This is a genomic window from Nonomuraea sp. NPDC049695 (assembly GCF_040674955.1).
Taxonomy (GTDB): Bacteria; Actinomycetota; Actinomycetes; order Streptosporangiales; family Streptosporangiaceae; genus Nonomuraea; species Nonomuraea helvata.
Map to the genome: position 1 here is coordinate 134680 of NZ_JBFANV010000011.1, position 23019 is coordinate 157698.

21 protein-coding genes are annotated in these 23019 nt (G+C 70.2%); 10 read left to right on the top strand and 11 right to left on the bottom strand.

Annotated elements, in window-relative coordinates; genetic code table 11:
* Nucleotides 1-2: 2 nt before the first annotated feature.
* Nucleotides 3-908, bottom strand: a complete 906-nt coding sequence (locus AB0J64_RS13125; RefSeq protein ID WP_364025181.1) for a DMT family transporter — start codon at nt 906-908, stop codon at nt 3-5.
* Nucleotides 909-1000: 92 nt separating this feature from the next.
* On the opposite strand from AB0J64_RS13125, the gene AB0J64_RS13130 reads away from it, so the two are divergent.
* From AB0J64_RS13130 to AB0J64_RS13145, 4 genes are all read left to right on the top strand, one after another.
* Nucleotides 1001-1528, top strand: a complete 528-nt coding sequence (locus AB0J64_RS13130; protein ID WP_344987653.1) for a CGNR zinc finger domain-containing protein — start codon at nt 1001-1003, stop codon at nt 1526-1528.
* Nucleotides 1529-1918: 390 nt separating this feature from the next.
* Nucleotides 1919-2512 (top strand): PadR family transcriptional regulator, encoded by a 594-nt coding sequence (locus AB0J64_RS13135; protein WP_364025184.1) that lies wholly within the window; start codon nt 1919-1921, stop codon nt 2510-2512.
* The gene (locus tag AB0J64_RS13140; protein ID WP_364025186.1) at nt 2509-3720 is read left to right on the top strand and encodes an FAD-dependent monooxygenase; all 1212 of its coding nucleotides are present in this window, start codon (nt 2509-2511) and stop codon (nt 3718-3720) included. The genes AB0J64_RS13135 and AB0J64_RS13140 overlap by 4 nt, the downstream gene beginning before the upstream one ends.
* Before the next feature lie 221 nt (nt 3721-3941).
* A complete protein-coding gene (locus AB0J64_RS13145; RefSeq protein WP_364025189.1) occupies nt 3942-4787 on the top strand; it encodes an LLM class flavin-dependent oxidoreductase in 846 nt (281 codons plus the stop codon).
* 7 nt (nt 4788-4794) lie between these two features.
* Here the strand turns inward: AB0J64_RS13145 and AB0J64_RS13150 are convergent, their stop codons facing one another.
* From AB0J64_RS13150 to recO, 4 genes are all read right to left on the bottom strand, one after another.
* Nucleotides 4795-5565 (bottom strand): aminoglycoside phosphotransferase family protein, encoded by a 771-nt coding sequence (locus AB0J64_RS13150; protein ID WP_364025193.1) that lies wholly within the window; start codon nt 5563-5565, stop codon nt 4795-4797.
* Nucleotides 5566-5608: 43 nt separating this feature from the next.
* Complete coding sequence (locus AB0J64_RS13155; protein WP_364025196.1) at nt 5609-7237, bottom strand: polyketide antibiotic transporter; 1629 nt, start codon at nt 7235-7237, stop codon at nt 5609-5611.
* Nucleotides 7238-7348: 111 nt separating this feature from the next.
* Nucleotides 7349-8122 carry an isoprenyl transferase gene (locus AB0J64_RS13160; protein WP_364025199.1) on the bottom strand — a complete coding sequence of 258 codons (774 nt, stop codon included), beginning with the start codon at nt 8120-8122 and terminating at the stop codon, nt 7349-7351.
* Entirely contained in the window at nt 8119-8853 is a 735-nt protein-coding gene (recO, locus tag AB0J64_RS13165; RefSeq protein ID WP_364025202.1) for a DNA repair protein RecO, read from the bottom strand. Before recO ends, AB0J64_RS13160 begins: the two co-directional genes overlap by 4 nt.
* A 140-nt stretch (nt 8854-8993) precedes the next feature.
* On the opposite strand from recO, the gene AB0J64_RS13170 reads away from it, so the two are divergent.
* The 3 genes from AB0J64_RS13170 (at nt 8994) to AB0J64_RS13180 (ending at nt 12829) form a co-directional block, all read left to right on the top strand.
* Complete coding sequence (locus AB0J64_RS13170; protein ID WP_364025205.1) at nt 8994-10517, top strand: CDP-alcohol phosphatidyltransferase family protein; 1524 nt, start codon at nt 8994-8996, stop codon at nt 10515-10517.
* Nucleotides 10514-11233, top strand: coding sequence for a DUF5941 domain-containing protein (locus tag AB0J64_RS13175; RefSeq protein ID WP_364025208.1), 720 nt, complete (start codon nt 10514-10516; stop codon nt 11231-11233). The genes AB0J64_RS13170 and AB0J64_RS13175 overlap by 4 nt, the downstream gene beginning before the upstream one ends.
* Before the next feature lie 213 nt (nt 11234-11446).
* The gene (locus AB0J64_RS13180) at nt 11447-12829 is read left to right on the top strand and encodes a glycoside hydrolase family 16 protein (protein WP_364025210.1); all 1383 of its coding nucleotides are present in this window, start codon (nt 11447-11449) and stop codon (nt 12827-12829) included.
* Nucleotides 12830-12834: 5 nt separating this feature from the next.
* Here AB0J64_RS13180 and AB0J64_RS13185 read toward each other — a convergent pair whose 3' ends face one another.
* Together AB0J64_RS13185 and AB0J64_RS13190 are read right to left on the bottom strand one after the other, a co-directional pair.
* The gene (locus tag AB0J64_RS13185) at nt 12835-13779 is read right to left on the bottom strand and encodes a 2-oxoglutarate and iron-dependent oxygenase domain-containing protein (protein ID WP_364025213.1); all 945 of its coding nucleotides are present in this window, start codon (nt 13777-13779) and stop codon (nt 12835-12837) included.
* A 72-nt stretch (nt 13780-13851) separates the two neighbouring features.
* Complete coding sequence (locus tag AB0J64_RS13190; protein WP_364025216.1) at nt 13852-16197, bottom strand: GH1 family beta-glucosidase; 2346 nt, start codon at nt 16195-16197, stop codon at nt 13852-13854.
* Nucleotides 16198-16289: 92 nt separating this feature from the next.
* Here AB0J64_RS13190 and AB0J64_RS13195 point away from each other — a divergent pair, with 92 nt between their 5' ends.
* From AB0J64_RS13195 to rocD, 3 genes are all read left to right on the top strand, one after another.
* The gene (locus tag AB0J64_RS13195) at nt 16290-16775 is read left to right on the top strand and encodes an Lrp/AsnC family transcriptional regulator (RefSeq protein WP_344986260.1); all 486 of its coding nucleotides are present in this window, start codon (nt 16290-16292) and stop codon (nt 16773-16775) included.
* A gap of 123 nt (nt 16776-16898) precedes the next feature.
* A complete protein-coding gene (gene ddaH, locus AB0J64_RS13200) occupies nt 16899-17696 on the top strand; it encodes a dimethylargininase (RefSeq protein ID WP_364025219.1) in 798 nt (265 codons plus the stop codon).
* 2 nt (nt 17697-17698) lie between these two features.
* On the top strand, nt 17699-18913 hold the full coding sequence (gene rocD, locus AB0J64_RS13205; protein ID WP_364025221.1) for an ornithine--oxo-acid transaminase: 1215 nt from the start codon (nt 17699-17701) through the stop codon (nt 18911-18913).
* Between the two features lie 46 nt (nt 18914-18959).
* Here rocD and AB0J64_RS13210 read toward each other — a convergent pair whose 3' ends face one another.
* The 4 genes from AB0J64_RS13210 to AB0J64_RS13225 form a co-directional block, all read right to left on the bottom strand.
* Nucleotides 18960-20228, bottom strand: coding sequence for a CU044_5270 family protein (locus AB0J64_RS13210; RefSeq protein WP_364025224.1), 1269 nt, complete (start codon nt 20226-20228; stop codon nt 18960-18962).
* Entirely contained in the window at nt 20221-20814 is a 594-nt protein-coding gene (locus AB0J64_RS13215; RefSeq protein ID WP_364025227.1) for an RNA polymerase sigma factor, read from the bottom strand. Before AB0J64_RS13215 ends, AB0J64_RS13210 begins: the two co-directional genes overlap by 8 nt.
* Nucleotides 20815-20883: 69 nt before the next feature.
* Nucleotides 20884-21597, bottom strand: a complete 714-nt coding sequence (locus tag AB0J64_RS13220; RefSeq protein WP_364025229.1) for a class I SAM-dependent methyltransferase — start codon at nt 21595-21597, stop codon at nt 20884-20886.
* A gap of 4 nt (nt 21598-21601) precedes the next feature.
* On the bottom strand, nt 21602-22951 hold the full coding sequence (locus tag AB0J64_RS13225; protein WP_364025232.1) for an alkaline phosphatase D family protein: 1350 nt from the start codon (nt 22949-22951) through the stop codon (nt 21602-21604).
* Between the last annotated feature and the right edge of the window lie 68 nt (nt 22952-23019).

The window sequence follows — 23019 nt, forward strand, 5'->3', positions numbered from 1 at the left end:
CTTCACGCCACCTTCGACAGCTCCTCGTCGTGGACTTGCCTGGCCTGAGCACGGCGGCCGGAGCCGTACAGGACGCCGAGGACGACCACCAGGCACCCGGCGAGCTGCAGGACCGACGGTCGCTCGCCGAGCGCCACCGCTGACAGCGCCACGGTCGTCATGGGCTGGATGAGCAGCAGCAGCGCGGTGAGCGCGGCGGGCTGGCGCGGCAGCGAGAACGTGATCAGCGACCAGCCCAGCACCTGCGGCCCCAGCGCGAGCAGCAGCAGCCATCCGTGCGCCGGCCACTCGGGCACGAGGTCGGCGCCCCCGAAGAGCGGGCTGAGCGCGGCGATGGCCACGGTGGCGACCACGGTCGCGTGTGCCAGCGGCCCGGCTGCCCGCTCGGGCCCGGCCTTCATCAGCAGCAGGAACGCCGCATAGGAGACAGACGTGGCAATCCCGGCCCACACCCCCATGACCGGATCGCTCCCGTAGGCGGCGCTGTCGAACATCCCGGAGATGAGCACCACCCCGGCGAACACCACCGGTGTGGCGATCATCATCCGCGTGGACGGCCGCTCACGGAACAACGCCCACGCCGCGAAAGCCACGAGGAAGACCTGAAGGTTCCCCAGCACGGTGGCCAGCCCCGCGCCCACGTACTCGATCGCGTGGTGCCAGAACAGCAGGTCGAGCGCGAACACCACCCCTGCGAGCCAGGCGAGGACGAGCCCCTTGACGGGCATCGGCCCCAGTCTGCGCCGCTCCAGCCAGGCCAGCACGAGCATGGGCGGCACGGCGTACGCACAGCGGAACAATGCCGACGTGGCCGGCGATACACCTGATAGCCGGACCAACGGGCCGGAGGTGGAGATGATGAGCGCACCGGCTATCGCGACCAGCACGATACGGCGATGTGCACTCATGGAGACCCCCGAACGCCCATGCAGCAGATACAGTTCGACCACGCTAGAACCCGGCGCGGACAGGAGTCAACATGCCGTTTGGCCATGACATGGTGCATTCTTTGGCCACCGTTGTCGAACTGGTCAACACTTCGCCGTCCACGGGCGGCGAAGAGGGCCTGGCCGGCCTGGCCGAGTTGCAGGCGTTCGTGGAGTCCCGCCAGATCAGCGGCGTGACCAAGCTGACCCCCCGCGACCTGGGCCACGTGCGGATGGTGCGGGAGGCGTTCCACCGGGTCTTTACGGCCCCCGACCAGCCCACGGCGGTCCGCACGCTGAACGCCCTGCTGTCGGAGACCCGCATCACGCCCCGCCTGACAGAACACGACGGCCACCCGCTCCACATGCACTACTTCGCCGCCGACGCGACGCTGGCCGAGCACGTGGCGGCCGACTGCGGGGTGGCCCTGGCCCACCTGCTGGTCGAAGGCGAGGTCGAACGGCTGCGCACCTGCTCGGCCCCCGACTGCGACCGCGTCTTCGTCGACGAGTCCCGCAACCGGTCCCGGGTCTACTGCGACAGCCGGACGTGCGGCAACCGCATGCACGTGGCCGCCTACCGCGCCCGGCGCCGCGCCTAGAGGAGCGGGCGTTCAGCTCCTGGTGCCGAAGTACGCGCGCCCGGAGAAGTAGTACTCGCTGTCCGACGCCGCCCGGCCGCACACTCCGTCGAGCACCTGCGCAGAGATCTTCACGTCTTCACCATTCCGACGCCTTCTCTCCTTGCGCCTTCCAGCCGCTATTCGCCGGCCCGACTTTGCGCACCGTGGCGTCCGAGCCGGCGATGCCGCCTCCGATGACCAGCGCGCTGCCTGTCGCCGTCGTCGAGCCCTCCCGAACGCTTGGGTTGAGCCGGTGGCGACATCCGGCCGGTACGTCGTAATAGTTGGTATCACTTAGTTGGTGTTGACTATATAGGGCTGACTAGTTCATCCTGAGCAAGGAACAGAGGGAGTGTGGACAGGACAGTGATGAAGCAGCGCAAGGTGACCAACCCGCTGGCGTTGGCGGTGCTTGCAGAGCTGACGGCCGAGCCCATGCACCCCTATGAAATCGGACGGCGCCTCAAGGGACACAACACCGACCAGTCCATCAAATACAACCAGGGCTCGCTCTACATGGTCGTCAAGCAACTGACCAAGGCAGGCTTCATCGCTTCCCAGGAGACAGTGCGTGACACGTTGCGACCTGAGCGCACCGTCTACGCCCTCACAGAGAAGGGCAGGCACGAGCTGTTCGACTGGCTGAGCGACCTGATCGCGCAGCCGGTCAACGACTATCCCCAGTTCGGGGTGGCCTTGTCGCTCATGAGCGTCCTGCCGCCCGCCGAGTCGGTCCGGCTGCTCACCCAGCGGCTGGAACGCCTCACCACCCAAGCCGAGCAGATCCGTCAGAGCAGGCAGAGCGCCGGCGACGACGGGGTCCTGTGGGTGTTCTTGATCGACGACGACTTCCGGCTCTCCCTGCTGGAAGCCGAGCGTCAGTTCGTCACTGAGCTCATCGAGTCATTCAAGCAGCCGGCCTACATGCGGGCATGGCAGGAAACCTTCGGGAGCCAGACATGACTTCAGTTCGGAAAGCGCTCGTCATCGGTGGCGGCGTCGCGGGGCCCGCGGCCGCCATGGCGTTACAGAAGGCCGGCATCGAGGCCGTGGTCCATGAGGCGTACGCCACCCCGGCCGACGACGTCGGCGTGTTCCTCACCGTCGCCACCAACGGCATCGACGCGCTGCGCACGATCGGCGCGGACAAGGATGTGGTGGCCGCCGGTTTCCCCACCCCGAAGATCACCCTGCGCAACAGCGCCGGGAAGAACCTGGGCGGCACCAACACCGGCGCCCGCCTGCCTGACGGCACCACCAGCCACACCGTCCGCCGTGCCGACCTCTACCGCATCCTGCAGAACGAGGCCGTCGGGCGGGGCATCCGCATCGAGGGCGGCAAGCGCCTGGTCAGGGCCGAGCAGACCGCCGACGGCGTGCGGGCGGTCTTCGAGGACGGCACCGAGGCCACCGGCGACATCATCATCGGCGCCGACGGCATCGACTCCACCGTACGCAAGATCATCGATCCGAAGGCGCCGGCCCCCCACTACACCGGCCTGATCAACCTCGGCGGCTACACCGACGGAGTCCCGGTCGACACCGAATCGTGCAGCTACAGCATGATGTTCGGCAAGCGGGCCTTCTTCGGCTACGCCGTCCTGCCCAGCCGCGAGGTGTGGTGGTACGCGAGCCTGCCCCACCACAACGAGCCCAAGAAGGGCGAGCTCGACGCCACCGACGGGCCGGGCTGGCAGCGCAAGCTGATCAGCTTCTTCGAGCACGACTCCGGCCCCGCGGTCGACCTCATCAAGGCCACCCGCAACCCCGAGAACCTGCGGGCCACGCCGACCCGTTCCGTGCCCAACCTGCCGACCTGGCACAACGACCGCATGGTCGTCATCGGTGACGCCGCCCACGCACCCACTCCCACCTCCGGGCAGGGCGCCTCGCTCTCCATCGAGGACGCCGTGGTCCTGGCCCAGTGCCTGCGCGACCTGCCCACCTCGAAGGAGGCGTTCGCCACCTTCGAGAGGCTCCGCCGCCCGCGCGTCGAGGCCATCATCAAGGTTGCCGGCAGCATCAACAACAACAAGGCTCCCGGCGCCGTCGGCGCGGCGATCAGGGACGCGTTCATGCCGATCGTCATGAAGCTGACGGCCAACAGCAAGTTCATGATGTCGCAGTACGACTACCACATCGAGTGGGACGAGGTCGTCAAGGCCGCTTAGGCCCAGAAGATCGGTTCGCGTGTGCCCACTCGATGGATGATCAGCTGGTGCCGGCACCTGAGCACCGCGAGTTGCCCGACGTGGCTGCGTCACCTTAGAGTGAGTCCACTTGATCAGGAGCTCCCCAGAAGTGCGCCGCAGAACGGGAGCCCTGCCTCCCCCGTCGTGGAGGTCCTGGAGGGGCGGCATCGCTTACGCATGCCCCTTCACGGAGGAACTTCATGAACGTCGGTCTCGGCCTGCCCATCAGCGACCCCGCGGCACTGCTCGACTGGGCCCGCCGCGCTGATGCCGGCCCCTTCACCACTCTCGCTCTCCTCGACCGCCTGGTCTACGACAACCCCGAGCCGCTGGTCGCCCTGGCGGTCATCGCCGGAGCCACCACCCGCGTACGCGTCCAGACCGAAGTCCTGCTCGCGCCCCTTCGCGAGCCCGCCCTGCTCGCCAAGCAGGCCGCGACCCTGGACGTGATCTCGGGCGGCCGGCTGGTCCTGGGGCTCGGCGTGGGCGGCCGCGAGGACGACCACCTGGTCGCGGGCACCGACCTCCGCACCCGCGGCCGCCGCCTCGATGAGCAGCTGGCCGTCATGCGCCGGTTGTGGTCCGGCGAGCCGTACGGCGACGGGGCCGGCTCGATCGGGCCTCTCCCCGCCCGGCCCGGAGGCCCCGAGGTGCTCTTCGGCGGCTTCCAGCCGGCCGCTCTCGCCCGGGTCGCGCGCTGGGGAGACGGATTCCTCGCCGCCGCCCCGCCGTCCTGGGCCGGCGGGCTCATCGACACCGTTCACCGGTTCTGGAAGGAAGCGGGGCGCTCCGGCGAGCCTCGCATCGTCACCCAGGTCAACGTCGCGCTCGGCCCCGAGGACGTCGTCACGGACGCCCGTACGGCCATGGGCGCCTATTACGCGTTCACCGGCATGGCGGACCGGATGGTCTCCGGCATGCTCACCACACCGGGCGAGATCCGCCAGGCCATCGCCCAGTACGCGGACCTCGGCGCGGACGAGGTGATGCTCTACTGCTACGGCCGCGACCCGGAGCAGGTCGACCGCCTCGCCGACGCCCTCTGAGCGTCGCTCATCCCGGTTGCAGCAGGGCCAGCATCCGGTCCGCCTGCTCGGACCGGATCTCCTCGCGGACCCGCAGCAGCCAGAACAGCGCCATGAGGCGGCGGCACTCCGTGAGCCTGGCGGACTCCTCGGCGGTCAGTTCGAGCCGTTCGAGCACGGCGGTCATCCCGGCCGGGTCGTTCTCCCAGACCGCGATGTGCTCGCTCACCTCGGCCAGCTCGAACGCGCGGTCGCTCCGCCCGGAGTACTCGAAGTCGATGACCCGGACCTTCGTGCCGTCCCACAGGTAGTTGGCGATGTTCCCGTCGCCGGTGCCGAACACCGGGGTGCCCGGCTCGGCGAGCATCTGCTCCAGGGCCGGGCGCTCCACCCAGGCGCGGGCCGCGCGGAGCGCCTCGGCCATCAGAGGATCCGGCTCCACGGCCGCCGCCCGCTCGCGGACGAGCCGCAGAAACTCGACCGGGTGCCCGGCACGCGCCGGCATCCGCTCGAGCTCCCGCGGCGGGATCGCCTGCTGGACACCGGTGACGGCCTCGGCCAGGGCGTCGACGAGCTTCCCGGTGATCTCCCCGCTCACGGCGGCGCCGTCCAGGCGGGACATCACCACGGTCGGCGGGTCGGCCGTCAGCTCGGCGGTCACCGGCGCCGGTGCCAGGCCGGGATCGTGCTCGTCGAGCAGCTTCAGGGCTCGCCATTCGCGTCCGGGCTCGTCGTAGTGCCACGACCGATATCGCTTGATCACCACGTCGGAACGCACCTCGATGGAATGGCCGCCCATTCGCCCTCCGATCTCGCCGGGTGGCACGACATTCTAGATCATTTCAGCCGAAGTCGCGGCGGCGCAGAGCCATCAGGGCGCCGCCGAGCAGCAGCGCCGTGACGGCCGTGAGTGTGAGGGTGGGGCGCGCGTCGAAGGGCGTCCCGATCATCGCGTTGGGGATGTAGTGGAACGGCTCGAGCGGGGTCCCGTTCCAGATTCCGTACAGAGGGCCGGCGACCTTGCCGAGCGCGGCGGTCAGGAGCCAGACGACCCAGGAGAGCGCCACGCTCGCCCGCGGCAGCAGCCCGTACGCGAGCATGCAGACCGCCCCCACGCACCAGGCCGCCGGCACGGTGCTCAGTGCCCCGGCGAGGAAGCGGGGCAGGTCGGTGGCGAGGTCGCCGACGAGCACCGAGTACAGCGTGCCGAACACGAGCCCGGCCACGGCCATCAGCGCCGCCGTGCCGAGCCCCGTCACGACCAGGTGACCGGCCGCCCAGCGCAGCCGGGTCAGCGGGGTGGACTGCACGCTCTCCGCGCGGCCCGAGATCTCCTCCGAACGCAGCCGCAGCGTCATGAGCACCGGGTAGAGCGCGACGGCGTACGAGATGACGAGGATCAGGTACCAGGAGTAGGCGCCCAGCGTCCTGCCCTCGCCGGAGACGCCCAGCATGCGCGTGATGTTCTCCACCACGACGCTCGGCCGCGAGAGCAGGTCCTTGGTGAGCGGGCTGAGCCCGGCCCCGGCCGCGGCGAAGCACGCCACTCCGACCGCCCACTTCGCCAGCAGGCCGCGGTGCAGCCGCCAGGCCAGGCTGACGGGGCCGCGCAGCTCCGGTGCCGAGGCCCGGCCCAGGCGCTCGGGCAGCAGTCCCGCGCCGAGGTCACGGCGGTCCAGCAGCCGGTACGCCACCGCGTACAGGACCGCGCCGGCCAGGATCGGCACCCCGAGCATCCACCACCGCTCGTCCTGGTACGGCCGCACCAGATGGCTCCACCCGATCGGGGACAGCGCCTTCAGCCAGTACTGCCCGGTCGCGTCACCCGCGTAGCGCATCACGTAGGCGGCGCCGAGCACGGACAGACTGATCGTGGTGGCCGTGCGGGCGCTCCGCGCGAGCTCGGCGGCCACCGCGGCGACGGCGCCGAACACCCAGCCGGCGGCCGTGATCGCGGCCCCGTACGCGACGGACCCCACGGGCGGGAACCCGATCCCGATCAGGACCGCCGCGGTCAGCGCGCCGGCGGCCAGACTGACCCCGCCCGCGACCAGCAGGGCGGCCGTCAGGGGCGCGTAGCGGCTCACCACGCCCGACCGGACCAGCTCGATCCTGCCCGCGTCCTCCTCCCTGCGGGTGTGCCGGACGACCGACATGAGAGCCGCGAACGCGCTCGCCACGTAGAGGAAGCCGCCGCTGCGCCACGTCGCGAGCACCTCCAGCCGTGGCTCGACCACCCCGCCGCCGAGTGCCCGAAGGAAGGAGGTCCTGGCGATGAGCTCGGTGTAGTTGACCTTCAGCTCGTACGTGCCCATGGCCCTGGTGACGTAGGACACCATCACCAGGGCCAGGGTCACGATCAGGAGGATCCACCAGGGCGCGATGCCCCGTTCGCGGCGCAACGCCAGGCGAACGAGGTGACCGGTGCCCGCGAGGGTGCGCCCCCGGCCGTCTCCGCTTGCGGAAGCCATCGGCTACCAGCTCCTGTTCATGGGTACAGCTAGCTATTCCGACGAACAGCAGACTATACCCACGTATAGCAAGCAGGCCAGGCGGTACCGAGGTCGGTGAGGAAAGGCCGGTCAGACCTGGTTGGGGATCGCTCCGCCGTAGCGCCTGTCGCGCTTGGCGAAGACCTCGCACGCCTCCCACAGATCCCGGCGGTCGAAGTCGGGCCAGAGCCGGTCGAGGAAGACCATCTCGGCGTAGGCCGACTGCCACAGCAGGTAGTTGGAGAAGCGCTGCTCACCCGAGGAGCGCACGAAAAGATCCACCTCGGGGATCTCGGGCTCGTCCAGGTAACGCGCGAACACCTTCTCGTTGACCTTCGACGGCTTGACCCGCCCGGCCGCGATGTCCTCGGCCAGCTTGACCGCCGCGTCGACGATCTCGGCCTGCCCGCCGTAGTTGACGCAGAACTGCAACGTCAGCGTGCGGTTGCGGACCGTCATCTCCTCGGCGGCCTGCAGCTCCGAGATCACGCTCTTCCACAGCCGCCCGGGCCTGCCCGCCCAGCGCACGCGCACGCCCATGGCGTTGAGCTCGTCGCGCCGCCGCCGGATCACGTCACGGTTGAACCCCATGAGGAAGCGGACCTCGTCGGGCGAGCGCTTCCAGTTCTCGGTCGAGAACGCGAACGCGCTCAGATAGGGGATGCCCAGCTCGAGCGCCCCCTCGATGACGTCGAACAGCGAGGACTCGCCTGCCTTGTGCCCCTCGATGCGGGGCAGTCCCCGGGCCTTGGCCCAGCGGCCGTTGCCGTCCATGATGATGGCGACGTGCCGGGGCACCAGGTCGCGCGGGATCGGGGGCGGAGTCGCGCCCGACGGGTGCGGGGACGGAGGTCGTACGTTCACACGGGCTCCCTTTCGACGTGTCGGAGAGAGCGTATTCCGTGTTCGAGGTGCCATTGCAGATATGCGGCCACGAGCCCGCTGCACTCGCTGCGGTGGCGCGACTCCGAGGCGTCGGCGGTGGCCCAGTCGCCGCGCAGCAGGGCCGTCATGAGCCCGATCGTCTCTCCCGCGGGCACGGCCGCGCCGGCCGGCCGGCACGCCCCGCACACCACTCCCCCGGCGACGATGGCGAACGCCCTGATCGCCGGCGCCTGGCACTTGGCGCACGCGTCGAGCGCGGGGGCGTAGCCGGCCACGGCCAGCGAGCGCAGGAAGTAGGCGTCCAGCACCAGCCGGGCCTCGTGCCCGCGCTCGGCGAGCGTGCGCAGCCCGCCCACCAGCAGCAGGAACTGCCGCAGCGCCGGCTCCTTCTCCCCGTGCGTCAGCCGGTCGGCGGTCTCCAGCATCGCGCTGCCCGCGGTGTAGCGGGGATAGTCGGCGGCCAGCACCTCACCGTAGGGCCTGATGGTCTCCGCCTGGGTGACGACGTCGAGCGTACGCCCGGTGTGCAACTGCAGGTCGACGTGGGTGAACGGCTCCAGCCTGGCCCCGAAGCGGGATGTCGTGCGGCGCACGCCCTTGGCCACGGCCCGGATCTTGCCGGTGCGCCTGGCCAGGATGGTGACGATACGGTCGGCCTCACCGAGCTTCTGCGTGCGTAGAACTACGCCTTCGTCACGGTAGAGACTCACTCGAACATCTTACGGCTGGATCGGAACCATGTTACGGGCATGCTCTGATGACGCGACTTTACGTCACCATCATTAGACTTTGACGCCTGTCCCCGCATTACCCGTTGTTCAACCCCCCGCTACCGCCTCGAAAGGGAGTCATGACCCGCGTGGTCCTGCTGGGCGCCTCGCCCGGCCCCGACACCTCTCCGACCGGCCTGAGGCTGGCCGCGCTACCCGGCAATCCCACCGTCGCCGAGCGACTACGCAGCCAGCTCACTTCCCTGGATCCACGGCTCGCCACGATCGACTCAGGCGACGTGGCCGCCGCCCTGAACGCGCTGGCAGAGGTCGCTGAGTCCGCGACGGAGAACCTCTTCATCATTCCGGAGAACTCAGTCGTCCACGACGAGCTGATCTACCAGATCACCAAGGCCAAGCGCGGCGCGCTGGCGCTTGTGGCCAAGGAGCCGCGTCCGGAGGTGACAGAGGAGGAGCAGGACGACAGCGGTCCCGAGGACAACGTCCCGATCGACGAGGCCGAGCCCGAGATCGGCCTCGGCCGCCTCGAAGGGCTGCCCGTCCGCTCGCGCGTCGGCAAGTCTCGCGTTGTGTCGGTGGGCACCGCGAGCCACGCCGTGACCAGGCCCAACGCGGTCCTGCTCGGCCCGCTGCACGTGAGCGCGCGCAACGCGCCGATCCTGGCGGAGACCTGCCGCGAGCTGGCCGCGATGGCCGCCACGTTCGGCGAGGACGACGACCTGCTGCAGCTCATCGTGTTCGGCCTGGTGCGCAACGGCGTGTCGGTCGGCATCAGGGGCCGGCGCGACCTGTTCTACCGCCGGGTCACCACCCAGGAGGAGGCCAACGAGGCCGGCGCCGAGATGTCCGGCATGGACGAGGACCGGGCCAGGCTCAACAACGCGGTCAAGGGCGCCGACGGCTTCTTCACCACGTACTTCGTCTCCACCTACTCCCGCTTCATCGCCCGCTGGGCGGCCAGGCGCGGCCTGACGCCCAACCAGGTGACGCTGATCTCGATCGCGCTCGGCGTGGCCGCCGCCGCCTGCTTCGCCACCGGCGACCGGCCGTGGATGGTGCTGGGCGGGGTGCTGATCTACTTCGCGTTCGTCTTCGACTGCGTGGACGGTCAGGTCGCCCGGTACGCCCGTAAGTTCGGCGTGCTGGGGGCGTGGCTGGACGCCACGTTCGACCGGTTCAAGGAGTACGTCGTCTTCGCCGGACTGGCCATCGGCTGGGTGGTCTCGGGCAACGGCGACGACATCTGGATCCTGGCGCTGGCCGCGCTCGGCCTGCAGTCCGTACGCCACCTGCTCGACTTCTCCTTCGGCGTCGCCAACCGCCGCAAGCCGCCCGCCAAGCTGCCCACGCTGGCACTTGACGCCCCCGACGACCGCGATCTGCGCCAGGCGCTCACGCGCCGCAAGGTCGAGCGGAGCCAGGGTCTGCGCGGCCTGCTCAAGATGTGGACCAAGGCCGGCAAGTTCCGGGCCGTCCACTGGGCACGCAAGATGATCGTGTTCCCCATCGGCGAGCGGTTCGCGGCCATCGCGATCACCGCCGCCCTCTTCGACGCCCGGATCACCTTCCTCACCTTGGTGATCTGGGGCTCCGTCGCCGCCGCCTACACTCTCACCGGACGCCTCATGAGGTCGCTCGTATGATCACCCAACCGCAGGCCATGGCCACCCCCACGCCGGACCCCGACGAGGAGCGCCGCCGCATCCAGACCGCCCGCCTGCTCGCCTACCGCGACGACGGGCCGCTGGTCCACGCGCTCGCCGGCAAGCTCGGCCGCGGCCTGCCGCCCGTGCCCGCCACGCTCGTCGCCCTCCTGGCCGTCGCCGTCTTCGTGGTCACCGGCGTGCTCAAGCCCGGGCCCATCCTGCTTCTCCCGGTCGCGACCATGCTGCTGCTCGTGCTGCCGACCGCGCCGCGTGACCACCTTGGCCGCTTCGACTGGCTCACGCCGCCGCTGCTGCGCGGTGCCGAGTTCCTCACCATGATCGCGATCGGCCTCGCCGCCGACGCGCCCAAGTGGCTCCTTTTCGTGCTGGTTTATGTCGTGGGTTACCACACGTATGACACCGTTTACCGGACGCGGCAGAGCATCTGGCCGCCCGCGTGGGTGTTCCACGCGGGGCTCGGCTGGGAGCTGCGACTGCTGATCATCGGCGTGGGAGCGGCCCTTGGTGTGCTGCCGCCCGTGCTGGCGGTGCTGACGGCGTACCTTTTCGTGCTGTTCGCGGTGGAGAGCGTGACGAGCTGGGTGCGCCTCGACAAGGCCTCCGCCCAGGCGGGCGCCGACGCCGAGCAGGACCTGGAGGCCTCCCCCGAGGACCAGCTCGAGCAGGCCACCGGCGAGGCCGACAAGGGCTGACCTCCTCCCCGAGTCGTACGGCGCCGCCCTTGGGCGGCGCCGTACGTGTTTCATGCCTGAGCACGCCGACGGCCGCCTGCGGCTGGCTGCGACGGATCCCCTGTCAGGGAGCGCTCTTCAGAAGCGCGCGATGTTGACGGCGGGTAAGGGCTGTGTTGACATCGTCTGAGAGAGCGCTCTCTTCCTCCACGCCGCCACACCCCCCATGGAGCGATGATGACAACAGCCATCCGGCCGCGGCGTCGCCTGGCGGCCGTGGCCGTGGTGCTCGTGGCGCTCAGCGGCCTGCTCGTCAAAGTGGCCGTCAGCGCCTCGGCCGCCGTTCCGCCCACCCCCTCGGGCTGGTCGCTGGTCTGGTCGGACGACTTCAACGGCACGGCCGGCACGCTGCCCTCGTCGGCCGACTGGATCATCGACACCGGGCACTCGTACCCCGGCGGCCCCGCCGACTGGGGCACCGGCGAGATCCAGAACTACACCTCCAGCACCTCCAACCTGAGCCTCGACGGCAGTGGCAACCTCCGCATCACGCCCCAGCGCAGCGGCTCGGGCGAGTGGACCTCGGCCCGCATCGAGACCAGGCGGGCCGACTTCAAGCCCGCCGACGGCCGCGTCCTGCGCATCGAGGGCCGCGTCCAGATGCCGAACGTGACGGGCGACGCCGCGCTGGGCTACTGGCCGGCGTTCTGGGCGCTCGGGGCGCCGTACCGGGGGAATTACTGGAACTGGCCGGGGATCGGCGAGTTCGACATCATGGAGAACGTCAACGGCATCAACGCCGTCTGGGGCGTGCTCCACTGCGGCGTCAACCCGGGCGGCCCGTGCAACGAGACCACCGGCCTCGGCGCCAACCACGCCTGCCCCGGCTCGACGTGCCAGGCGGCGTTCCACACCTACCGCTTCGAGTGGGACCGCAGCGTGAGCCCGAACCAGCTGCGCTGGTACGTGGACGGGCAGCAGTTCCACAGCGTGAGCCAGGCGCAGTTCGACGCGGGGACGTGGACCAACATGACCGGGCACGCGGGCTACTTCCTGCTGCTCAACGTGGCGATGGGCGGGGCGTTCCCCAACGCGCTCGGCGGCCAGACGCCCACGGCGGCGACCGTGCCCGGGCGGCCGATGCTGGTGGACTACGTGGCGGTGTGGCAGAGCGGAAGCGGCTCCACCCCGCCTCCCGGGGACGTTGACGCCCGTTCGACGATCCAGGCCGAGCGGTACCAGGCGCAGTCGGGCACCATCGTCGAGACGACCACGGACACGGGCGGCGGGCAGAACGTCGGGGCCATCGCCAACGGCGACTGGCTCCGCTTCGACGGGGTGAACTTCGGGACGGAGGCCGCCCGCCAGTTCAAGGCCCGGGTGGCGTCCGGGGCCGCGGCCGGGGTGAGCGGCCTGGTGCAGGTGCGGCTGGACAGCCCCACCGCCGCTCCCATCGGGGACTTCGCCCTCGCCAACACGGGCGGCTGGCAGAGCTGGCGTACGGTGCCCGCCAACATCTCAGCCGTGACCGGGACGCACACGGTGTATCTGACCTTCAGCAGCGGTCAGCCCGCCGACTTCGTCAACGTCAACTGGTTCACCTTCTCGACCAGCTGAGGGTCTCAGAGGGTCTCGAAGAGGCGCGGGAAGACCTTGGAGACCTTGGACAGCAGGTACTCGCCGTAGGTGCCGGTGAAGTCGACCTGGCCGTCCCACCTGCGGCCAGGGGCGTACGGCAACGGCGGTACCTCGCTGTCCCAACCTGGGTCGAAGAAGAACGGGAAGCTGATCCGCTCGTTGCCGCTGCGGTTGCGCACCCGGTGGGGGGTCGAGCGGTATTGACCGCCGGTGAGCTTGTCGAGCATGTCGCCGATGTTGCAGACGAACGTGTTCTCCAGCGGCGGGGCCTCGATCCAGCCGCGCGGCGTGCGTACCTGGAGGCCGCCGTTGGCGTCCTGGAGGAGGAGGGTGAGCAGGCCGTAGTCGGTGTGCTCGCCGACGCCCCAGGTGCCGGGGTCGTCCGGTGGGGCGGGCGGGTAATGAAATATCCGGAAAAGTACGGTCGGGTGGGCGGTGTAGCCGGTGCGGAAGTAGCCCTCGTCCAGCCCCAGACTCAGGGCGATGCCCGACATGACGGACTGGGCGAGCGCGGTCATCGTGTCGAGGTACTCGAGCACGGCCTCACGCAGCTCGGGGACCTGGGCGGGGAACAGGTTCGGGCCGTGCAGCGGGAGCGGGCCCGGCGGCTCCTCGGCGCCGAAGTAGATGCCTTCCTTCAGGTCGGGCCGGCCCGAGGTCAGCTCCGCGCCGACCGGGAAGAAGCCGCGCCAGGCCTTTCCTCCCCTGTCCATCGAGATCTCCGCCTTCGTCTCTTCGGGGAGGGCGAAGAAGCGCCTGCTCGCGACGTCGAGCCGGGCCAGGAGCTCGGGCCGTACGCCGTGCCCGGCGACGTAGAAGAAGCCGCTGTCCCTGCACGCGGCGCCGATGGCCGCGGCGACAGCGCGCTTGGCGGGAGCAGGGGCCTCGGCGAGCAGGGGCGCGACATCGATGACCGGCAGTTGGCTCACACCGTCATTGTGACGCACCTGATCGAAGGCATGGCCGCGCGCTCCTGACCCGCCCCTCGGCCCCTGCGGCGCTCAGGCGGAGTCCCTGACCACCAGCCGGGTCGGCAGCACGACCGACGTCGTGTGGCGGCCCTCCAGCCGGGACAGCAGCAGTCGCGCCAGCGCCAGCGCCTGGTCCGCCAGCGGGACCCGCACGGTGGTGAGCCCCGGTGTGGTGGCCGAGGCGGCGTCGATGTCGTCGAAGCCCACGATCGCCAGGTCCTCGGGCACCCGCCGCCCCGCCTCCCGCGCGGCCTGCAGCGCCCCGATGGCGAGCTGGTCGGTGGCGGCGAAGATCGCGTCCAGGGCCGGGTCGTCGCCGAGCAGCTGCCGGGCGGCCGCCGCGCCGGAGGCCCGGGTGAGGTCGGCGAGGGCCAGCAGCGGCTGCAGCCCCGCACGGTGCAGCGCCGCGCGGTGCCCGGCCAGGCGGTCCTGGACGGCGACCAGGTCCATGGGGCCGCAGATCATGCCGATGCGCCGTCGCCCGCGCGCGAGGAGGTGCTGGGTGGCGGACTCGGCGCCGCCGGTGTTGTCCACGTCCACGTACGGCACCAGCGAGGTGACGGCCGGCTTGCCCAGCAGCACGATCGGCACGCCGGTGCGCGAGAGCCGCTCGGCGAGCGTGTCGGCCCGGTCCGGCGGCAGCAGCACGACCCCGTCCACCAGCCGGGCCTCCGCCTGCTGGACGATGCGCCGGTGGCTCTCGGCCGTGTCGGCGAGCATGAGGGTGATCTGCTTGCCCGCGCCCTCGAGCATGCTGGTGACGTACTGGACCACGGCGGCCGTGAGCGGGTCCCCCTGCCTGGGGACGGACAGGACCAGGGCGATCGCGTTGGTGCGCCGGGTGACCAGGCTGCGGGCGGCGGCGTTGGGCACATAGCCGAGCTCCTTGACGGCCCGCAGCACCGCCGTGCGGACGTCCGCGCTCACCGCCGCCTCGCCGTTGACCACGCGCGAGACCGTGGCCCTGGAGACGCCGGCGCGGGCGGCGACGGTTTCGAGCGTGGGCCGCTTGGGGCGGGTCTCGGCGAGGCCGTTGCGGCGGATGACGTCGCGGTACCACAGCGCGCTGTCCTTCAGCCGTCTGCGCTGGGTGGCGAAATCGACGTGCACGAGGCCGAACTTCCGCTGGTAGCCGTCGGACCATTCGAGATTGTCGAGCAGGGTCCAGACGAGATATCCGCGGACCCGCGCGCCGTCCTCGACGGCGGACGAAAGGGCGCGCAGATGTTCTTCTATGAAACTGATGCGGTCCACGTCGTGAATGCCGTCGCCGGTCACCGTGTCGACGAAGTCGGCGCCGTTCTCGGTGACCATCAGATCAAGGCCGGGATATTCCCGGGAAATGCGTCCAAGCAGCAGCGAAAGGCAGTTGGGCACGATCGGCCAGCCCATCGCGGTGACCGCCGTGGGCACCGTGCAGAACAGCACGCCCTCGCTTCCAGGAAAGGCCGGATCGGCGGTCTCGCTGGGCTGCGCCTGCACCACTAATGGGGTGTAGTAATTGACGCCGAGCAGGTCCACGGGCTGGGCGATGGTGTCGAGGTCGCCGTCGCGGATGTGGCCGAGACCGCCGTGGCGCTCGATGACGGGCAGCAGCTCGGCGGGGTACGACCCGCGCAGCATCGGCTCCAGGAACTGCCGGTTGGCCAGCGTGTCGATCCTGGCCACGGCCTCGGCGTCCTCCTCCGACAGCTCCCTGCCGAGGTCGCTCACCTGGGCGGGCGTCATGACGGGCGAGATGTTGAGCACGGGTCCGACCCTCGTGGCCCCGGCCGAGCGCAGGGCCTGCGTGGCCAGGCCGTGCGCGAGCAGCATGTGGTGGGCGCTCCTGAACGCGTCCGCGGCCGATTTCCGGCCCGGCGCGTGCACGCCGGAGCCGTATCCCAGGAAGGCCGCCACCCAGGGCTCGTTCAGCGTGAACCAGGTGTCGACCCGGTCCCCGAGCCGGTCGTGAACCGCCGCGGCGTAATCGGCGAAATGGCGGGCGGTGTCACGGGACGGCCAGCCGCCGACCCTTTCGAGCGCCTGCGGCAGGTCCCAGTGATAAAGCGTCGCATAAGGCGTGATGCCCACCGCGAGCAGCTCGTCGACCAGCCGGTCGTAAAAGTCGAGCCCGGCCTTGTTCACCTTTCCCGAGCCCTCGGGGACCACCCGTGGCCAGCTCACCGAGAACCGGTAGGCGGCCATTCCGAGGTCTTTCATCAACCGCACATCCTCAGAATGGCGGTGGTAATGGTCGCACGCCTCGGCGCGGTCGGCGGAGAAGCCGTCCCATATGGACGGCCCGCGGCCGTCGGCGGACGTGGCCCCCTCGATCTGAAAGGCGGACGTCGAAACTCCCCACACGAAACCCTCGGGGAAGCTTGTGGTGCTCATTGTGGCGGATACCTTCCGATGACTGTCAGCACGCCCAGTTTCCCGCGTGCCGCTCGTCGCGCGCCAGCCTGGCCAGGCGGTATACAGGGCGCGTGGAACTGGACCGGCTTGATCGTGACATCATCGCGGCACTCGTGGACGACGCGCGCGCGACCTACGCGGACATCGGCCACCATGTCGGGCTGAGCGCGTCGGCGGTGAAGCGACGGGTCGACCGGCTGCGCGACACGGGGGCGATCACCGGGTTCAGCGCGAGGGTGGCGCCGCAGGCGCTCGGGTGGACGACCGAGGCGTACGTGGAGCTGTTCTGCCAGGGCAAGACCAAGCCCTCGGACATCGCGCTGGCCGTCGCCAAGTTCCCCGAGGTGGTGGCGGCGGCCACGATCACCGGCGAGGCGGACGCGCTGCTGCACATCAGGGCCACGGACGTGCGCCACGTGGAGCGGGTGATCGAGCGCATCGCGGCGGAGGCGTTCGTGGTGCGGACCAAGAGCTCCATCGTGCTGTCGCGGCTGGTGGACACCCCTCCGGGGGCCGCCGTGCCGGAGCCGCGCAACGGATCGCGTCCCACGCCCTGACACACGCAACAGACCCGCGCCAACACGCAATGCCAAACACTTGGCCTGCATAAACATGCATTCTTAGGCTGTCTCCGTCCCTCCAATCTGGACATCCATCCATAAAGCTCGACGGAGACCTGCATGCCCAAACACTTCCTGATGTGCCGTCCGGACTACTTCACGGTCGAGTACGCGATCAACCCGTGGATGCATCCCGAGGCCGGCGCGGACCGCGATGTGGCGGTCCGGCAGTGGGAGGGCCTGAAGGCGGCGTACGAGGAGCTCGGGCACCAGGTGAGCCTGATCGACCCGATCGAGGGCCTGCCCGACATGGTCTTCGCGGCCAACGGCGCGCTGGTCGTGGACGGCCGCGTCTACGGCGCCAGGTTCGCCCACCCCGAGCGCGGCCCCGAGGGCCCCGCCTACCTGCGGTGGTTCACCGAGCGCGGCTACCCGGCGCACGAGCCCCAGCACGTCAACGAGGGCGAGGGCGACTTCCTCACGCTCGACGAGGTCATCCTGGCCGGAACGGGCTTCCGCACGGACGTGGTCGCCCACCAGGAGGCGCAGGAGTACCTGGGCCGCCCGGTGATCACCCTGAAGCTGGTGGACCCGCGCTTCTACCACCTCGACACGGCGCTGTTCCCGCTCGACGGCCGCAACGTCGCGTACTACCCGGAGGCCTTCTCCGAAGGCAGCAGGAAGGTGCTGCGCAGGCTGTTCCCCGACGCGGTGCTCGCGACCGCCGAGGACGCCGAGGTGCTCGGCCTGAACGCGGTCAGCGACGGCAGGAACGTGGTCATCAACGCCGAGGCGTCGAACCTCCAACTGGAGCTCAAGCGGAGCGGTTACGAGGTCATCCCGGTCGACCTGTCGGAGCTGCGTAAGGCGGGCGGGGGCCCCAAGTGCTGCACACTGGAGATCAGGGGGGAGAACTGACCATGACCACCAGCGCAGAGCTCATCGAGATGAGCGAGCGCCGTAGCGCGCACAATTACCATCCACTGCCCGTCGTGATCCATGAGGCGCACGGCGCCTGGGTCACCGACGTCGAGGGCAAGCGGTATCTGGACTGCCTGTCCGGCTACTCCTCGCTCAACTTCGGCCACGGCCATCCGAAGATCATCGAGGCCGCCCAGGAGCAGCTCAAGAACCTGACCCTGACCAGCCGCGCCTTCTACCACGACCAGTTCGCGCAGTTCTGCGCCGGGCTCGGCGACCTCACGGGCAAGGACCTGATCCTGCCCATGAACACCGGGGCCGAGGCCGTCGAGACCGCCATCAAGGTGGCCCGCAAATGGGGCTACGAGGTCAAGGGCGTGGAGCCCGACCAGGCGAACATCATCGTGATGGAGGGCAACTTCCACGGCCGCACCACCACGATCGTGAGCTTCTCCACGGACCCGGAGGCACACGACAACTTCGGCCCGTTCACGCCGGGCTTCCGGCTCGTGCCGTACGGCTCCGCCGAGGCGATCAGGCGGGCCGCCGACGCGAACACGGTCGCGGTGCTGGTCGAGCCGATCCAGGGCGAGGCCGGGGTGCTGGTGCCGCCTGACGGGTACCTGGGCGAGATCCGGGAGTTCTGCTCGGCGCAGGGCATCCTGATGATCGCCGACGAGGTGCAGTCGGGGCTGGGGCGGACCGGGCAGACGTTCGCGTGCGACTACGAGGGGGTCGTGCCGGACATCTACGTCCTGGGCAAGGCGCTCGGCGGCGGCGTCGTACCGGTCTCGGCCATCGCCGCCAACCGCGACGTGCTCGGGGTCATCCATCCCGGCCAGCACGGGTCCACGTTCGGCGGCAACCCGCTGGCCTGCGCGGTCGGCATCGCGGTCATCGAGCTGCTCAACACCGGCGAGTTCCAGGCCAGGGCCGCCAAGCTGGGCGAGGTGCTGCACGCCCGGCTGCGCGAGCTGGTCGGCAAGGGGGTGGTCGAGGTGCGCGGACGCGGGCTGTGGGCGGGCGTGGACATCGATCCTGAGCTGGCCACGGGTCGGGAGGTGTCCAAGGCGCTGATGGCGAGGAGCGTCCTGGCCAAGGACACGCACGGCTCCACGATCCGCCTCGCCCCGCCGATCGTCGTCTCCGAGGACGACCTCGTCTGGGCCGTGAACCAGCTCTCCGACGCCCTCTACGAGTTCAGCCAGTCCTGAGGAAGGGCCCGGCCACCGTACGTGGCCGGGCTCTTTTCCGCGAGTGTCACTTCGTCGGCGTCGCGGTCTCCGTCACCGTGACCGTCGGCTCCGCTTCTTGCACAGCTCCGGTTTCGGGTTCCAGCGTGACCGTCATGGTCGGCAGAGGCTCCGGCGTCTGCGTCATGGCGTCATCGCTGGGCGACGGCGTGACCGTGCCCGACGGGCTCGGGGTGGTCTCCTCAAAAGTGGCGCTGGCGCAGGAGGTGTCCCCTTCCCGTACCTTCGCCTGCGGCAGCTCGTCCACCACCGAGACCTTCAGCTGGGACGTCAGCGCCAGCACGCTGTCCTTGGGGGCCTGGGCGCGCTTCTCGTCCACGACCGTGTGCCGCTCCCCCATGAACAGGTGCGTGACCGGGTCGAAGATGGCCTGCCTGAGGATGCCCTGCGGGTCCACCTGCCCGAGCGCCACCCCCTTGCGGCCCGCCGCGTCCTCCACGCCCTCGGCCACCTGGACGCCGGGGATCGTCCTGGCCGCCTCGAAGAGCGCGTCACGCTGCGCCTTCGGCATGTACGTCTCCCTGACCAGGTCCGTCACGTGGTCGAACGCGGCCCGGTCGTTGTCCACGCCCTTGCCGTCGCCCACGTACAGCTTGTTCATCTCGTAGAGGCGCGTCCGCATCCCGTCGGCATCCGTCGGCAGGCTGCTCAGGTAGGCGTAGTCGGTTCGGCGATCGCCCTGCGGCCCTGAGCAGACCGGCAGCGCGTGCCAGTCGGAGCCCTTCCAGTCCTTGGCCTCCTTCGGCAGCGTCATGCCCGGCCACGGCTGGGGCTCGCGGCCCTCGATCAGCAGCAGGCCGTCCGCGCTCCCGTCCACCGACTGCCAGATCTTCCGGTGCGTCTTGTAGAGGTAACGCGAATTCTCGCCCTTCTTGCCGAAGGAGAACGAGCCGTACATCGTGTCGGACTCGATCTCGATGAACTGGCCCGGCCGGGGGTTCAGCTCGTCGGACGACGGCACAGACGACGCCACGGACGACGCCACGGCGGCCGACTGGGTCACCGACGTGGCGGGGTTCGTGCCGCCCTGCCCCTGGTTCGACAGGGCCACTGCCACGCCGCCGACCAGGACGACCGTGGCCCCGAACGCGGCCGCGGCCTGCCACCCGAAGCTGGGCAGGCGAAAGCGGCCCCCGCCACGCGCCTCCGCCAGCAGCCGCTGCCGCGCCCTGGCCCTCGCCTCGGCTCCGAACGGCGGCACGGTGGGCCTGCCGTCGGCGAAGAGGCGGATCTCGTCCTCATCCCTGCTGTGGTCATCCATGCCGTGCTCATCCACGCTGGGGCTCCTCTGTCGCGTAGGGATCGATGCCGCCGAGCGCCCTGCGCACCTTCGCGCGGAGCCGGTGGAGCCTGGACCTGACGGTGCCGACGGGCACGCCCAACGCGAGCGCGGCGTCCTCGTACGTCAGGTCCCCCCAGGCCACGAGCAGCAGCAGGTCGCGCTCGCCCGCGCTGAGCCGGGTCAGTGCCCTGGCCAGCCTCGGCTGGAGCTGCTCGGCCGTCACCCGGTCGGCGCTGCGGTCGTCGAACGTGCCGGGGCGCTCCACGCTCACCTTGGCCATGGCCGTGGTGCGCCGCCGCTCCGCCCTGCGGTGCTGGGCGACGACCTTGGTCGCGATGCCGTACAGCCAGGGTCTGGCGTCCGGCCAGGAGCGGTCGTAACGCGCCCGCCCACGGAACGCGACCAGGAACACCTCCCCCGTCACGTCGTCGGCCAGCTCCGCTCCGAGGCGCCGGGCCGCATACCTGTGGATCTCGTCGGCATGACGGTCGAACAGCGCCGCGAAGCTCTCCGGGTCGTCGAGCGAATGCCCGATCAGGGTCGAGTCATCCAGCGTCTCAGGCGCATCCTGAACACCCACCACTCTGTCGGTCCTCTCTCATGCGGTCACCCTGTTGTTGGCCGCATGCCGGAGGCCGGTTCCCACTATTTAGCCCCGCCGCCACACCTCCATGCCCTCTGGCGCCGCGTCCGGGACGAACCCGGCCGCCGCCAGCTCCGACGCCAGCCGTTGCCTGGCGGGCCAGTGGTTGGTGACGACCATCTCGTCCTCGCTGACCGCCACGCCGCGCTGCCGGATCCGGTAGACGAAGCGCGAGGTGACGCTCTCGCCCGCGACCTCCAGCACCTGCCCGGCGATCTCGTACGCGTGCCTGCCCACCTGGTACGTGTCCATGACCTCCAGGCCACCCGGCACGGGCAGGGCCCGCTCGCGCCAGTTGAACACCAGCCGCCCGCCCGGCTCCAGCTGTCTGGCCAGCACCCGCCACAGCTCGGCCCGCTCCTCGGCCGGGAAGCTCTGCAGCACCGAGATCATCACGACCGCCTCGACCGGCTCGTCCACCTCCACGTCCAGGGCCCCGTACGGGAGCACGGTCACGCGCCGCAGCAGGTCGGGATCTGACGACAGGCGGGAGACGAGGACCGAGCGCATGCCCAGCGACGGCTCCACGGCGTAGACCTCGGCCGGCGTCTCCCTGGCGATCAGCTCGGTGATCAGCCCGGTGCCCGCGCCGATCTCGATCACGCTGCGCCGCACGCCCTTGAGCAGCGGGGGAAGCAGCTCGCGCACCATGGGAACATGCCCGTCACCGTGCCAAAGGTCGTAGAACGGCACGGCGACGGCGTAATTGTCCTCAAGCATTCGATCAGCGTAGGCGGACGGAGTCGATGGGGGTTACGGAGTCGCCGTCGGACTCGTACCAGGCCACCTCGTCGGGGAAGGTCAGCGTGGCCAGCGCGTTCTGGAACCAGGGACCCTGGGTGACCCGCCACCGGAACGGCGGCCGCGGGATGCCCGCCGACCGCGCCAGCAGGCCGCCCACCAGCGTGGCGATCCTGAACTGGGTGAACACGTTGGCCCAGCGCAGCAGGCGGCTGAGCGGATTGCGGATCGGCGAGCAGACGATCTGGTAGATCGGCCCGGCACTGGCCTTGGCCAGGTAGGAGTAGTGGACGTCGCCCGAGAGGATGAGCACCGGTTTGCCGAGTTTCGCCAGCAGTCTGGCCAGGTCGTCGAAGGAGCGCCGGAAGGCCGCCCAGTGCTCCAGGTCGAGGGCCTGCCGGAAACTCTCCGACCACCGCCGCACGAGCGGGCCCCACCTGCCGTCGCACAGGGCCTCGTTCCAGTTCTGCACCAGGTGCACGCCCTCGGGGAGCATGAACGGGATGGACGAGCCGATGACCAGCCGCTCGGCCGGGGCGGCGAGCTGCTCCTCGAGCCAGGCCCACTCCTCCGCGTCGAGCATGCGGCGGTCGCCGGGCGTCAGCTGCCTGGCGCACCTGGTGTCGACCATGATCAGACGGGCGCGCCCGAGGTCGCGGGCGTAGCTCCAGCGGTTGCTGCTCGGCTCGGCGTCGGCCTTCTCGGCGAACGCGTCGAGGGCCGCGCCGCCGTCGCCGCCCTCCATCAGCTCGCGCAGCAGCGGTTCCTCCGCGCGCTCGGCCGGTGAGAGGTTGCCGAGGTGCTGGTAGACCCAGTACGCCCCGAGCGCCGAGACCACCCGGCGGTGCCACCACGGCGTCGCGGCCATCTGCTCGCGCCAGGGCTGCGAGGTGTTCCAGTCGTCGCGTACGTCGTGATCGTCGAAGATCATCGCGCTCGGCACGGTGGACAGCAGCCAGCGGATCTCCGGGTCCGTCCAGGCCAGGCGGTAGAGCTCGGCATACTCCTCGAAGTCGGCGATCTCGTTCTGCGGCTCCGTGCTCCTGCGGTCCTTGATGTAGTCGAGCATCTCGGGCGAGGGGCTGTCGGCGTAGACCTGGTCGCCGATGAGCAGCAGCAGGTCGGGCCACTCCTCGTCGGCCGCCGTCGCGAGGTGGCCGCCGTACGCGCGCAGCACGTCGGCGCCGTGCGTGAGGACGTGCGCCGCGTCGTGCGCCACGCTGGCGCGGCACGAGCCGAACGCCAGCCTGCGCGCGCCGTCGGCGGGCAGCAGCCGGATCCGGCTCGGCGGGCGACCCGCCAGGGGCCATACCTGCTCCCCGTCGAGCCTCACGGAATATGACCCGATATCCTGAGTGAGCTCAACGAGATCCACGATCGCATAGTGGTGACCGTGCACGG